A 13078-nucleotide genomic window follows, 5' to 3' on the forward strand; every position below is an offset into this window, starting at 1 on the left:
GCGGGTTAATGGTTACGCATCTCCCCGTAGAATCTCCCGAGATCGGCAAGAATTTTTCTCGACGATCGAAAATCGGTTTTAAGAAGTCGTTTTAGACTCCAGACCGGATCACATGAAGGAGCCGAGTCCGGTCTGCTCTTGGCCCGTCTTGACCTCCTCCCACGACATTCCGAGCGCCTCGATGACGCGCTCGATCGGCCCCTGAAGCGTCTTGTCCAGCATCTTCTCCCAGTCGACCTCGAACTCGTCGGGGACCTGATCGGCGTACTCGAAGCAGATCACGTCCGGATCGCGCTTGAACTCCCCGTACAGGTGGTCGCGCTGCGGGTCGAGCCCCTTCTCCGCTTCCATCCGCTCCCAGAAGTCGGGATGGACCTTCTCGATGTACAGCCGCTTCGGCTTCGACCCGCTGCCGAAGTTGGTCCCGAGCATGAGGTTCGCGTACTTCGCCCCGCGCACCTGCGCCGTCGGCGTCTCGTAGGCATCGAGCTTCTTCCCGATTCCGCCCGGGATCCCGATCTCGTCGAGGTCGATATCGCCGTCGAGCACTTCGGCGATCACGTCCACGAGGTACGACTTCACCTCCTCTAGGTCCTCGTCGATGTCGTCGCCGGTCACGATCGTCTCGATGACGCTCTGTTGCACCTCCTTCGTGATCTGTGCGATGTCCGAGCGCTTGTACTCGAAGCCGGTGATGTCGATGTCGTCGACGTCTTTCCCCTCCTTCCAGACGATGTGGCCCGCGTACCGCTTCTTCTTGCCGGCCTGGAAGAAGCGCCGATAGAGCTTCTCGAACTCGATCTGGAAGCGGTGATCGTCCGCGTTCAGCTCCTCCCGCGCGAAGTCGTCGTACCGCTCGTTGATGTGGTCCGCTATCTCGAAGGAGGTATCGATCGCCTCTTGTTTGTCCACCTCTTGGCCGAGAGACAACATGACCGAATCAGTGTTGTGGAGGACGATACCGCCGACGCCATCGACGAAATTCTCGTTGTCGGCGACGCTGAGATCGTACACGTAGCCGTCGTGATCTACCTCCTCGACGACCGGGTCTCGTCCGCCCCGGTAGTAGTCACACGCTCGAATCGTGTAGCTGTCCTTCGCATCCCGGTACTTGAGCGAGTGTTTTCTCTCGCGCTGGGTGAGCAGCATGGACAGGCCGGCGGCGAGTTCCCGGCTAGCCGTCTCGAAGTCGAAGTTCCGCTCGCAGTACTCGGCCGAGTACCGCGGGAATTCGCGTGAGCCGTCGCCCTCAACGAGTACGTCGACGAAGAGCTGTTGGAGATCGTCGGGGAGATTGAACACGAACCCGGGAATACGTTTCCCGCGTGATGTCCGTCCAGCAAACCCGCGGAAGAAGACCGCCGACAGCTCGTTCATCATCTGGAGCTTGCGGGTGGTGTCGTCGTACGTGACGGACTGCTCGCCGTCCTCGGTTTCGTACGCTACCGTGCGCTCCGGTGCCGCGTCGGATGCGACGATACCTGCGGTCGCTCCCTCGAACAGTCGATTGTAGTCCTCGTGAAGACCTTCCAACCACTCCTCGCGCGACTCAGCGATACTCGCACCGAATTTCGAATCAGTCGTCTCGATGGTCGAGGCGCTTCCCTCGGTTACGTACGCCGCGAGTAATCGGACGAGAGATCGGCCCTCTTTCGAGCGGAGATCGATGTGTCGGCGCACCTTCACTCCCTTCTCGATGGCGTCGTGGTGCTCGTGTCCGAACCAGACCCACTCGTCGTCCGCGTGAACCCGTTTGGTTTTCGACTCAGCGTTTTCACTGCCGACGCTGCGGCCGTCCTCGTACTCTCGAACATAGCCGTCTAACACCTCGTACACGTCGATCGTGTCGACGGTGTCTACCTCTGGGAGGCCCGGGACTCGAACCGGCTCTTCGACGTCTTCGGGAGCCGTCTCGACGAACTCGCCACCGTCGTCGACGACGTAGGAGTGGTCCCGTGTCGTCGTCGATTCACCGAGCTTGTGTTGGAGGTTGACCACTGGTTTGTCCGTCTCGTGCCGGATCGCCCGTTCGATCGGCTTCCACTCCGGTTCGCCGTCGGCGGAGAGGGACAGCGCCTCCCACCCCGGAAGCTGTCTCCTGTCTTTTTCGAGGGTGTTCGACGCGACAGGTCCTCCGTCGGCCGTGACGACGACCTCCGCAGTCACGTCCCGGTCGGCTCGCTCGAAGAGATCTTCGATGGGAAGGATTCGAACGCTCCCGTCCGGATCTCGGACGACGACTGGCCGATCGCCGGTGACGCTGTCCCCATATGTAACTTCTCTGTTGAGTTCACTGGTTACGTCGGCGGTGAAATCGATCACCTCACGATTGGTAGAAGTGACGCCAGCGCTCATCTCGCGGTCGTACAGACGGAATCGATCCCATCCGAAAACGCCGTATAAGCTGTTCATCAAAACCTTGACAGCTCCCTGCTGACGGTCGTACTGTTCGTACGCCTCCGTCCCCGGTTCGTGTTCGTTTCGGAGGGCCTTCTTTTCCTCTCGCTCGTCGAGCAGTTCGTTCACCATCTCCCGAATGATGCCGTCGGGCGTCTTGCGGAAATGAACGCCTGTCGGCGTCTGATACGTCTCCCCGTCGTACTTCTCGGGATCGACCTTCGTCTCGGGCGACGCGTTGATGGTCACCATCGACATGGGGTATAAGGACTGACCGACCCACTGTAGATGGCCGTTCCGCCCCGCTAACACAACGTGATTGTCCGCTGCCGTGATACAGTGGACCTGACCGTCGTGCTGTTCTGTTGTTGTGTTCCGCTTGTGCATCGATCCCTCCTTCCCGATCGATACGTACCAGGTTCCGTCCGATTGTTCCGAAACAGTTGGCTTCTCGCCGCATCGTATCGCGAGCCGGACGATATCCGTCTTCAACTGATCGCTTTTCGTCCAGAACTTTCGGAGACCGCTCTCGGTTCGGCTGCCGTCGCCGTTCACCATCGTTTCGAGGAGAACCTCCAAGTGGCTCGCGTCGAGTTCGAAGACCCACTGGGGGAGTCGTTTTTCGTCGTAGCCGTCGCCACAATGCTCGATAAACCAGTCGTGAAGATTGCGATTGGAGACGGTGTAGCGGTCCTCGCCGACGTTGTAGTTCAACCGCATTCGATCCAGAAGCTCCTCGATCGCCGATCGCCCGGCCTCGTTCTGCTGGTGGAGAACGATCCCGGGAACGCCTCGAACGAAGCTACCCTCGGTCACGAACCATCCGATAAGTTCGAGCCAGTCGTCCATCTCGAACGAGAGCGGCGTTTCCGCGTGTCCCCTATCGTACTTCAGAAACACCTCGTCAGCCTGTGTCTCGATCTGCTCGCGATTGTCTCGAAACGCCTCTAGTGGGATCAGATATTTTCCGGTCCTCTTGTCGGTCGCTGCGAGTCGTGACGTACCGTTCGCCCAGTCGAGTTCGGACTCGACGCCACCGGGTATCGCAGCGCGAAACGCGGAGAGTCCGTCGTGTGCGTAGACCACCACGTTCCCGTCGTTAAGGTCCTCGAACAACCGGAACCGGTCACGCTTCGCGCCGGCCATCGGCTGGTGATTGGGGAACGCAAACCGCTCGGTATCCGGGATGTCCCTGTACTCTCGGAGTTCGAAGTCGTCGGGATCGAGACCATCCCACCCGCGGTTTTTCGAGACGAGGAACCGGTGGTTCTCGGTTAGTTTCAAATCGTGGGTATTCCCTGAGACGTGGTGTAGCTCGCCGTACTGATTGTTGTACGATTGCGTGTCGACGACCGGTTTCACCTCGCACTCGAACGTCTGGGGATTGAGCGTGTACACCCGATCGCCCACGCTCAGGTCCCGGATGTTCCGAAGCCCTCCCGGAGTCGCGACATCGGTGTCGCCGCTGAAGCACTTCAAGTCCAGTACGCTCACCATCTCTCGGACCCCGGAGATCGGGTCGAACACCGCGCCGCCCTCGAAATCCTCGCTTTCCTGCTGTCCTTTCGACGGGAGCGCGAAGGTTCCGTACGCCATGTGGAGTACGTACATGTCGACCGCGTCGCCCGGCGTCGTCGCGTCTTCCAGTTTACAGCCGACGATCTTCCTGGCTTCGTCCCAGAAGGCGATCACGTCCTGCTTTCGGTCGATCTCGACGCACAGCTCCACGTCGCGGATGCTGTACTCCAGTAAGCGCTCGGGGTCCTGCTCCCAGAGGTCGCCGATGTCGCCGGTGTAGCGCTCCTTGCCGACGCCGAGTTCGCGCTCGCCGACGGCGTCGAGGCGATACGACTCCAGCTCCGTGAACATCGTGCGCTTGTAGGCGTACAGGAGGTCGAAGACGACCCGGCCCTTGATGTCGGGGCCGCCCCACCCGGAGCGCCACACTTCGCCGATCCGGGAGAGGCGGTCGACGGAAAGGTCGTACTGGCTCCCGTCGTCGAGCACCTCCAACCGGTCGAGGACGTACGGCGCGTCGAAGTCCTCGAAGTTCCACCCCGTCAGCAGGTCCGGATCCGTCTCGTCGAGGTACTCGACGAACGCGTCGAGCATCGCGGCCTCCTCGTCGAAGGTGCGGACTTCGAAGTCGATCTCCCCGTCCTCGTCGTCCACGATCCCCTCGTAGCCCGGGAGGTCTTCGGGCGGCGGGATCTCGGCCTCCGGCGCGTCGTACAGCCAGACGACGTACTGGTCGTCGTAGGAGTCGTGGCTGGTGAGACAGATGATCGGCTCCTCGCCGTTCTCGGGGAAGCCGCGCCGGTCGTCGACCTCGATGTCGAAGGTGTTCACCCGCATCTCGGCGTCGACCTCGGCGGGTTCGAGGTGCCCCTCGTGGACCTGAATCGTCCCCTCCTCGTCGTCGAGCCGGCGCTCCTCCACGCGGATGCCGCCGTTGAGCCCGTTGTCGATCAGGAAGCGGTTCGGGAAGAGGATGTCCGCCTCGAAGGTCGTCGCGAAGTCGTCGCGGATGCTCCCCACGTCGCGGGGCGTCCGGGTGACGATCCGGGTGAGCGACTCGCCGCGGATGCTCTCGTACCCCTCGCCCTCGACGTTCTCCTCGCGCGTTCCGATCACCACGTCGTACTCCTCGACCGGGTCCCGGTCGAGTTCGGCCGTGGGGACGTAGAAGTACGGCTCGACGCCCAGCACGCGGAGGTGTTCGACGGTGTCGTCTTCGGCGTCGTCGACGTGCTCCGCCGGTCGCCGGCCGAACACGTGGACGACCGGGTATTCGTCGCTCCCGTACCCCTCGACGGCGTAGTCGATCTGCGTGATCATCAGCTCGACGGTCCCGGTCGACTTCGGGAACTTCGCCTCGTCGACGTCGACCACGTCGCTGACGTGTCCGCGTCCGCCGCCGGCGACGGCGGCCGCCTCCTGTGCGGCCAGCTCCTCCCGTTCGGCCTCCGTGCTGTCTCCCGCCCCGTCGTCCGCCTCCCCGGACGACGAGAAATCCGACAGCCCCGACTGAGTCATACCAGTGCTTCGGCGCACCCGGCTAAAAAACTCGGCTTTCGGGTGCGGCGAGGAGTCCCGGCACGGAAAGGCATATAATGTGTGACGGCATACCACGCTCTATGTCTTCGGACCCACGTTCCGAACCGAGGGTGGCTCGCCCGGTCGATCGCGACGAGGTCGACGCCGAGGTGGAGGTGTACGAGGACGACGGGAACGTGGTGCTTTTCGACGCCGCGAACCCCCTCGCGTGGGTCGAGGCGAGCCGAACGGTCCGGCTGGCCGATGCGATCTGACGGCGGTCGTTCCTCTCGTCATCTCGCCCGTCACCGACCCGTAGCCGCGGCTCGCGGGTCGAATTGGGACGGAACCCCTTTGCCTCGTCCCCGCGTACCCCCTCCGTGTTCAGCCTCGACGAGGACGACGAGGGCGAGGTCTCCTTCGGCGAGAGCTCCGACGCCGAGCGGGAGATGACGCCCGAGGTTCCGAAGGCGCCCTCGGTGAAGACGTTCGACGACGGCGGCGACTTCGAGGACGCGAGCGACGTCGACTCGGGGACGCTCCGCGCGTTCGTCGTCGCCGTCATCTACGCCAACGCCGCCGTGCTCCTCGTCGCGCTCGGCCCGATGCTGTGGTTCTTCGAGGGCCGGTCGCGGATCGGTCCGGCCCTGTTCGTCGCCGGGCTCCTCGCGGGCGTTCGGACCTACCAGACGTATCGGTCGTGGAAGCGTTCGCGGGATGCGGACGACGCCGACTCTGCCGACGATCCGGACGCCGACTCCGCCAGCGATTCGGAGCCCGCCTCCGGTTCCGACGCGGAGCCCCCGGAAGCGTAATGCCCGCGCGACCGCTTTTCCCGATCCATGCAGACGGTTCGTGACGCGGCCGGCGAGACGTACCTCCTCGTGAAACGCTCCGCCGAGTCGAGCCGTATTCGGGACCCGGCCACCGGCGAGGAGCGGTACGTCGACAACGACCAGCTTTCGGTCGTCGACGGCGAGTCGCCGCTCGCGACCGCGGCCTCGGGCGTGCCGGCCCCGGTCCGGCGGACGCTCGGGGCGGTCCGCGACGACCGGTCGCTCGGCCTCCTCGCGGTGGTCGTCGACGAGGGACCGATCGCCGCGATCGACCTCCTCGACGCGGTCGACATGTGCGAGTCCGACCTCCACGGGACGATCGCGGAGTTCCGCGCGGCTGGCCTGATCGAGGAGGTCGACGTTGCGGGCCGGCGCGGCTACGAGGCGGCGCCGGTCGCGGTCGACGCGCTCGGGTTGTTGCGGGGCGACGCGGGCGACGAGTAATTCGCGCCCGAGCGCGATCTGTCGCTGTTCGGTGGTGTTAGTTCCTTATCCCTGCTCGGCCGAGCGCTCGCCTCGCGCCTCCCCAACCTCGGCGGTCGGGTCGGCGCGGCACCGCCCGCGCCGACCCGCCGCCTCCACCGGAAATCAGAGATTTCCGAGCCCCCGTTCGCTCCGCTCACGGGGACCTCGCGGGCTGTCTCGCGGCCGGTGGGCGCTCGCAGGCGCGCCAACGTGGCTGAACTGGATTCGTCGTCAACAGTGGTGAGTCCGCGCTCAATCGTCGGCGAGCTCGGCGACGTCGAGCGTAGCGGCGTCCTCCCGGCGCACCGTCGACCGGTTCGAGCGCGGGTCCTTCTCCACCGTCACCAGCTCGTCAGCCGCGCCCACCAGCTCGTCGTCGTGGCTGACGATGAGGATCTGGCGCACGCCGAAGCCGCGCATCTCCTCGACGAGGCGGACGAGCCGAGAGACGTGCCCCGAGTCGAGGAAGACGGTCGGCTCGTCGAGGATGAGCGGCGGGGTCGGCGCCGCGCCCTCGATCCCCTCCGAGAGCAGCCGGTAGATCGCACAGCGTAGCGAGAGATTGAACAGCGCGCGCTCGCCCCCGGAGAGCTGCTCGGGGTCGAGGGGCTCGCCGTCCTTCTGGTAGACGGTGAGGACGTACTCGCCGTCCAGCTCGATGTGCGAGTAGGCGTCGTTGCCGTAGACGAGGTCGAACGTCTCGTTGAGGGTGCGCTCCAGCTCGGCGACGTTGCGCTGGCGCAGTTCCGCCCGGAGGTCGCCGTACATCGCCTCCAGCTCGCTCGTCTCCTCGTGGAGCCCTTCGAGGGCGTCCACCCGCTCTGCGAGCGACTCACGCTCGTCGCGGAGGGTCTCCAACTCCCGGATCTCGCCGTTGACCCCGCCGATCGCGTTCTCCAGCTCGGTTCGGCGCTCCGCGAGCCGGTCGATCTCGCCGTCGACCTTCTCGAGATACTCCTCGGCCGTCTCCTTTTTCCCCCTCGCCTCCTCGACCGCGCCCTCGTCGACGGCGTCGGCGAGCTCGTCGCGGCGCTGGCGCTTGTCGGCGAGCCGGTCGCGACGCTCGTCGTTCACCTCGCTCAGGTTCTCCCGCTTCTCGCGGCGCCGCTCGATCTCGTCTTCCGCGTCCGCGACCGCTGAGAGCCGCTTTTCGGTCGCGGCCACCGCCTCACGGGCGTCGTCGACCGCCGCGAGCGCGTCTTCGAGTTCCGCCACGCGCGCCGCGGCCTCCTCGGCCTCCCCGCGCTTCCGGGCGGCGACATCGCGGGTCTCTTCGGCCTCCTCGCGGAGGTCGGCGGCGCGCTCGCGCTTCTCCGCTACCGCCTCCCGCTTCCGCTCCGCCGCCGCGCGCTTCTCCTCGACCCGCTCTTCGAGCATCTCGACCGTCTCGTCGATCTCGTCGAGCCGATCCGCCGCGTTCACGAGCTCATTCAGCTCCGCGATCCGGTCGTCGAGGTCGCTCTCTCGCTCGCGAGCGTCCTCAAGCTCCGTCTCCAGCTCGGCGACGCGCTCGCGGTCCTCGTCGATCCCGCTCGCGTGCGGCGAGTCCTCGACCGGCTGGCCGCACTCGGGACACTTCCCCGCCGCGAGCAGCTTTTCGGCCTCCTCGACGCGCTCGCGGGCGTTCTTCAGCTCCGCCGACAGCTCTGCGATCCGCTCTCGGACCTCGCCGCGCTGCTCGCGAAGCGCCTCGCGCTCATCCGCCACGCCGTCGCGGTCGATGTCGGCGGCGGCGGCCGCGAACTGCTCGCGAAGTGACGCCGCCTCCTCGCGAAGCTCCTCGATCGAGGACTCGCGCTCGGCGGCCTCGTCCGCGGCCGCCTCGGCCTCGTCATCGAGATCATCGGCCTCGGTCTCGACCTCTGCGGCGCGTTCGGCGCGGTCGTCGGCCTTTTCTGCGAGGTTCGTCGCTTGATTGCGGAGCGCCTCGGCGCTCACTCGCTCGTCGTCGAGCTCTTCGCGGACCGTCTCCTCGCGGTCGTCGAGTTCGGCGCGCCGGGCCGCGATGGCCTCCTCGCTCGCCGCGTCGAGCCCGGCGTCGTCGAGCCCGGCGTCGATCGCGGTCTCGATCTCCTCGATCCGCTCGCGGGCCTCGCGGATCGCGTCGCGGTGCTCGTCGCGCTCGCGTTCGGTCGCCCGGATCGTCGCTTCGATCTCGGAGATCGCCGACTCGACAGACTCCAGCGTCTCCCGCTTCTCCGCGTGGGTCGACAGCGTCTCGGCGGCCGCCTCGCGGGTCTCCTTCGCCTGTTCGCGCTGGGTCTCGTAGCGATCGATCTCGTCGGTGACCTCCGAGAGGTCGCTTTCGAGTGCGTTGAGCCGATCGTGGAGGTCCTTCTCTTCTTTCTCGGCGATCTGGTCGTCGAGCTGGTCGAGCCGCCCGCGGCGATTCTCCAGTACGTCCTCGACGCCGAGCCGGGCGTCGCCGGCGCGCTCGCGGTACTCCTCCAGCTTCCCGAGCTGGAGCAGGTCGTCGATAGTGTCCTGCCGCTCGCGGGGGGTGGCGTTGATCAGCTTATTCACCTCCCCCTGCCGGACGTACGCGCAGTTGACGAACGCCTCGGCGTCCATCCGGAGGAGCTCGGTGACGAACTCCCGCACCGCCCGGGCGCCGTCGCGGGTCACGTCGCTCCCGTCCGTCGCTTCGAGCGTGCACTGGTGGTCGATCCGGCCGTCGTACGCCTTGAGCCGCCGCTCGATGTGGTAGGAGACGCTGTCGTGGGTGAACCACAGGTCGACTTCGGTCTCCTCCTCGCCGTTCGTGATCACGTCTCCGAGGGTCCCGTCGAGCGCCTTCGACCCGTAGAGCGCGAAGAAGCAGGCCTCCAACAGCGAGGACTTTCCGCTCCCGTTGAGCCCGTGGATAACCGTGACGCCCTCGGTCAGCCGGAGGTCGGCGTCGCCGTACGGCTTGAAGTTCGTGAGTCGAATGCGGTCGAAGTTCACAGGTAGTCCTCCATGGAGACCTGCCCGTCGGTGTCGTCGCCGTCGGCCGTCGCGGTGTCGTCGTCGCCGGTCTCATCCTCGCCGTCGGTCTCGTCGCCGTCAGTTTCGTCGTCCGCGAGTTCGGCTCCGTCGCTGTCGGGTTCGGGCTCATCGCCATCGGATGCGCCCCGGCCGTCGAGTTCGCCGACCCGCTCCTCGACCCGGCGTTTCACCGTCTCCCTGACGTTCGTGTCGGGAACGGTATCGGCGCGAACCGCCTCCTCCACGTCGAGCGCGGCCTCGGAGAGCCCCATCTCGTCGACCCGCTCCCGGACGGCGTCCTCGGGGTCGGCGAAGCTCACGTCTACCTCGGCGTCCGTCTCCACCTCGCGGCGGTCGGTGACGCGGGCGATCAGCGCTCCCTCGTCGGTCGCGAACTCCTCGATGGCGGCGGGCGTGACCGAGTCGCCCTCGCCAGTCACGTCGACGAGGACGACCGCGTCGTCGAGGTCGTGCTGGCGGACTTTCTCGCGCACCCGCGCCGCGCCCTCGCCCTCGCGGAGGTCGGCCTCCACGAAGACGAACGGGCGGGTGTCGAGCGCGCGTCGCCGGATCTCGACGCGGTCGTCGCCCCCGGCGGCGTCGGCGTCGAAGGTGACGAGGTTGTACCCGCGCCCCTCGCGCTCGCTCGCGCTCGCGCGCTCGGTCGACCCCGGGTACGTGACCCACGTGCCGTCGACCTCGGCGGAATCGGGCGTGTGGTTGTCGCCGAGCAGCAATGCGTCGAACGCCACGTCGCTCTCCGCGAGCACTTCCTCCGTGTCCCAGTCCGCGTAGCCGAACGGCTCGAAGAGGCCGTGGGCGACGAGGGCGGCGTAGTCGGCGTCGTGGTCGGCGAACGCGTAGTCGAGGTCGTCGCGGCGGGAGACGGGGACGTGATCGAGCCCGTAGAAGGCGGTGTCGCCGACGACGGTCGGCTCGTCGTCGAGCCGGGTCGCGAGGCCCAGCCGTTCGAACAAGTCGAGCCACTGGCCGCCGCGCGTCGACTCGTGGTTTCCGACCACGGCGAGGAAGGGGATACCCGCGTCGTCGAGCCGGCGGAGGACCGAGATCGTTCCCATCAGGTCGGCGAGTTCGGGCCGGCGGTCGTGGAAGAGGTCGCCGGCGTGGACCACCGCGTCGATCTCCTCCTCGATCGCGTCGTCGATCACGGCTGCGAACGCGTCGAGGAAGTCCTGCTGTCGGACCGGTGAGTGGTACTGCGCGTACCCCACGTGGGTGTCGCCGGTGTGGATCACCCGTGTCATCTGCCCGGCTCTTGGCCGGTATCGGGTTTAGGGGTTCCGGGGGCGGGGCGGAAGTGGTCCGGCGGGTTACCGGGCGCGTTTGTCGTCGTCACCGCCCCGGCCGTCGTCATCGCCGCCGCCAGCCGCTTCCCGGAACCGCCGGAACGCCGCGCGCGCCTCGCGTCCTCGGTCGACGGCGTCCTCGTCGCCCGCGCGATCGGCGGCGGCGATGGCCTCGTCGAGGCGGTCGAGCCCGTCGGCGTCGACGAACGCCGCGGCCCGCCGGAGGTCGGACCGCGCGGCGTCGGCCTCGTCGATCACGGCGACGGACGGTCGGGTCGCGGTGTCGGTGCGCGTCGCCAGCGCGGAGAGCGCCCGCTTGACGGCGGCGGTCGAGACCATGGGCGGGCTGGGTCGCCATCGCTCATAAGGAGTGGCTCTGCGGGGAGAGAAAGGGGACTAGAACGGGAGCGAGAGGGATGCGATCGGCCCCGGATCGACTCTCACACCGACAGGGTGTACAGCCGCTTCCGGGCGTCGGCGAAGGAGAATCGGGAGTCGACGACGTCCTCCTCCTCCAGCCGCGAGAGGGCGTACCTGACGGTCCGAGGGGGGAGCAGCGTCTCCTCGGCGAGCTCGCTCTGCGTGAGCGTGTCGTTGTAGTCGAGGACCTTCGCGACGAGCTTCGCGCTCGGCGGCAGGTCTCGGACGGCGCTCCAGCGGTCCGTGACGTCCTCCTCTGCGGTGACGGCGTCGGTGGTACTCATGCGTGAGTCGTCCTATGTAATGCCGTTAGATAATATTTACTATCCTATTTCATTACCATTACGAATATATTGGCGGCGATCGCTCGACGACTCTCCCCCACCCGAAACCTCTTACGCGCGAGACGCTTTATTACGCACAATGACCGATACCGTCGACGACGTCGAGCTGCCCTACGACGAGGGGTCGGCGTCGAGACAAGAGAAGATCGAGTCGCTCCAAGCGGAGCTCGACGAGCTGGAGTCGCAGAACGCGGAGATGCGCGACAAGCTCCTCGACGCGAACGCCGAGAACAACAAGTACCAACAGAAGCTCGAACGGCTCACCCACGAGAACAAGAAGCTGAAGCAGTCCCCGCTGTTCGTGGCGACGGTCCAAGAGATCACGCCCGACGGCGCCGTCATCAAACAGCACGGGAACAACCAGGAGGCGCTCACCGAGATCACCGCGGAGATGCGCGACAAGCTCGACCCCGACGACCGGGTCGCGGTGAACAACTCGCTGTCCGTCGTCAAGAAGCTGGAGAAGGAGACCGACGTGCGCGCCCGCGTGATGCAGGTCGAGCACTCCCCCGACATCACCTACACCGACATCGGCGGGCTGGACGACCAGATGCAGGAGGTCCGCGAGACCGTCGAGATGCCCCTCGAACATCCCGACATGTTCGAGGACGTGGGCATTCAGCCGCCGAGCGGCGTCCTGCTGTACGGGCCGCCGGGCACCGGGAAGACGATGCTCGCGAAGGCCGTCGCCAACGAGACGGACGCCACGTTCATCAAGATGGCCGGCTCCGAGCTCGTCCACAAGTTCATCGGCGAGGGCGCGAAGCTGGTCCGCGACCTGTTCGAGGTTGCCCGCGAGAACCAGCCCGCCGTCCTCTTCATCGACGAGATCGACGCGATCGCCTCGAAGCGGACGGACTCGAAGACCTCGGGCGACGCCGAGGTCCAACGGACGATGATGCAGCTGCTCTCAGAGATGGACGGCTTCGACGAGCGCGGCGAGGTCCGGATCATCGCCGCGACGAACCGCTTCGACATGCTCGACCCCGCCATCCTCCGGCCGGGCCGCTTCGACCGCCTCATCGAGGTGCCGAAGCCGAACACCGATGGACGCGAGATCATCTTCCAGATCCACACCCGGAAGATGAACCTCGCGAGCGACATCGACTTCACCGAACTCGCGGAGATGACCCCCGACGCCTCCGGCGCCGACATCAAGGCCATCTGCACGGAGGCCGGGATGTTCGCGATCCGCGACGACCGCACCGAGGTCACCCTCGACGACTTCCTCGGAGCCCACGAGAAGCTCCAGAAAGACGACGAGACCGGCGCCGACGACTCGCTGGCGTTCGCCTGACGCGCCTCG

The 13078-nt window shown here is 66.2% G+C and carries 9 protein-coding genes; 4 read left to right on the plus strand and 5 right to left on the minus strand.

Annotated elements, in window-relative coordinates; all coding sequences use genetic code 11:
- Positions 1 to 108: 108 nt before the first annotated feature.
- A complete protein-coding gene (locus ESO89_RS14200) occupies positions 109 to 5433 on the minus strand; it encodes a DNA polymerase domain-containing protein (RefSeq protein ID WP_128906127.1) in 5325 nt (1774 codons plus the stop codon).
- Positions 5434 to 5534: 101 nt separating this feature from the next.
- Here ESO89_RS14200 and ESO89_RS18615 point away from each other — a divergent pair, with 101 nt between their 5' ends.
- The 3 genes from ESO89_RS18615 to ESO89_RS14210 all read left to right on the plus strand — a co-directional run bounded on the left by ESO89_RS18615 (position 5535) and on the right by ESO89_RS14210 (position 6713).
- On the plus strand, positions 5535 to 5708 hold the full coding sequence (locus ESO89_RS18615) for a DUF7331 family protein (RefSeq protein WP_164932805.1): 174 nt from the start codon (positions 5535 to 5537) through the stop codon (positions 5706 to 5708).
- Positions 5709 to 5813: 105 nt separating this feature from the next.
- The gene (locus ESO89_RS14205) at positions 5814 to 6248 is read left to right on the plus strand and encodes a DUF7322 domain-containing protein (RefSeq protein ID WP_128906128.1); all 435 of its coding nucleotides are present in this window, start codon (positions 5814 to 5816) and stop codon (positions 6246 to 6248) included.
- Between the two features lie 27 nt (positions 6249 to 6275).
- A complete protein-coding gene (locus ESO89_RS14210) occupies positions 6276 to 6713 on the plus strand; it encodes a DUF7346 family protein (protein WP_128906129.1) in 438 nt (145 codons plus the stop codon).
- A gap of 273 nt (positions 6714 to 6986) precedes the next feature.
- On the opposite strand, the gene rad50 is transcribed toward ESO89_RS14210, so the two are convergent.
- The 4 genes from rad50 to ESO89_RS14230 all read right to left on the minus strand — a co-directional run bounded on the left by rad50 (position 6987) and on the right by ESO89_RS14230 (position 11712).
- A complete protein-coding gene (rad50, locus tag ESO89_RS14215; protein WP_128906130.1) occupies positions 6987 to 9680 on the minus strand; it encodes a DNA double-strand break repair ATPase Rad50 in 2694 nt (897 codons plus the stop codon).
- Positions 9677 to 10966, minus strand: coding sequence for a DNA double-strand break repair protein Mre11 (gene mre11, locus ESO89_RS14220; RefSeq protein ID WP_128906131.1), 1290 nt, complete (start codon positions 10964 to 10966; stop codon positions 9677 to 9679). The genes rad50 and mre11 overlap by 4 nt, the downstream gene beginning before the upstream one ends.
- A gap of 66 nt (positions 10967 to 11032) precedes the next feature.
- Positions 11033 to 11347, minus strand: coding sequence for a hypothetical protein (locus ESO89_RS14225; RefSeq protein ID WP_128906132.1), 315 nt, complete (start codon positions 11345 to 11347; stop codon positions 11033 to 11035).
- Between the two features lie 101 nt (positions 11348 to 11448).
- Positions 11449 to 11712: a MarR family transcriptional regulator gene (locus ESO89_RS14230; RefSeq protein ID WP_128906133.1), complete on the minus strand. Its 264-nt coding sequence runs from the start codon at positions 11710 to 11712 to the stop codon at positions 11449 to 11451.
- Positions 11713 to 11851: 139 nt separating this feature from the next.
- Between ESO89_RS14230 and pan1 the strand changes: the two genes are divergently transcribed.
- A complete protein-coding gene (pan1, locus tag ESO89_RS14235) occupies positions 11852 to 13069 on the plus strand; it encodes a proteasome-activating nucleotidase Pan1 (protein ID WP_128906134.1) in 1218 nt (405 codons plus the stop codon).
- The last annotated feature ends 9 nt before the right edge of the window (positions 13070 to 13078 follow it).

Origin of the sequence: Halorubrum amylolyticum (assembly GCF_004114995.1) — an archaeon.
In the GTDB taxonomy this organism is placed as follows: Archaea; Halobacteriota; Halobacteria; order Halobacteriales; family Haloferacaceae; genus Halorubrum; species Halorubrum amylolyticum.

Excerpts from the sequence above, each read along its gene's own strand:
- ESO89_RS14200 (WP_128906127.1), bottom strand. The coding sequence starts at position 5,433 with ATGACTCAGTCGGGGCTGTCGGATTTCTCGTCGTCCGGGGAGGCGGAC.
- ESO89_RS18615 (WP_164932805.1), top strand. The coding sequence starts at position 5,535 with ATGTCTTCGGACCCACGTTCCGAACCGAGGGTGGCTCGCCCGGTCGAT.
- ESO89_RS14210 (WP_128906129.1), top strand. The coding sequence starts at position 6,276 with ATGCAGACGGTTCGTGACGCGGCCGGCGAGACGTACCTCCTCGTGAAA.
- mre11 (WP_128906131.1), bottom strand. The coding sequence starts at position 10,966 with ATGACACGGGTGATCCACACCGGCGACACCCACGTGGGGTACGCGCAG.
- ESO89_RS14225 (WP_128906132.1), bottom strand. The coding sequence starts at position 11,347 with ATGGTCTCGACCGCCGCCGTCAAGCGGGCGCTCTCCGCGCTGGCGACG.
- ESO89_RS14230 (WP_128906133.1), bottom strand. The coding sequence starts at position 11,712 with ATGAGTACCACCGACGCCGTCACCGCAGAGGAGGACGTCACGGACCGC.
- pan1 (WP_128906134.1), top strand. The coding sequence starts at position 11,852 with ATGACCGATACCGTCGACGACGTCGAGCTGCCCTACGACGAGGGGTCG.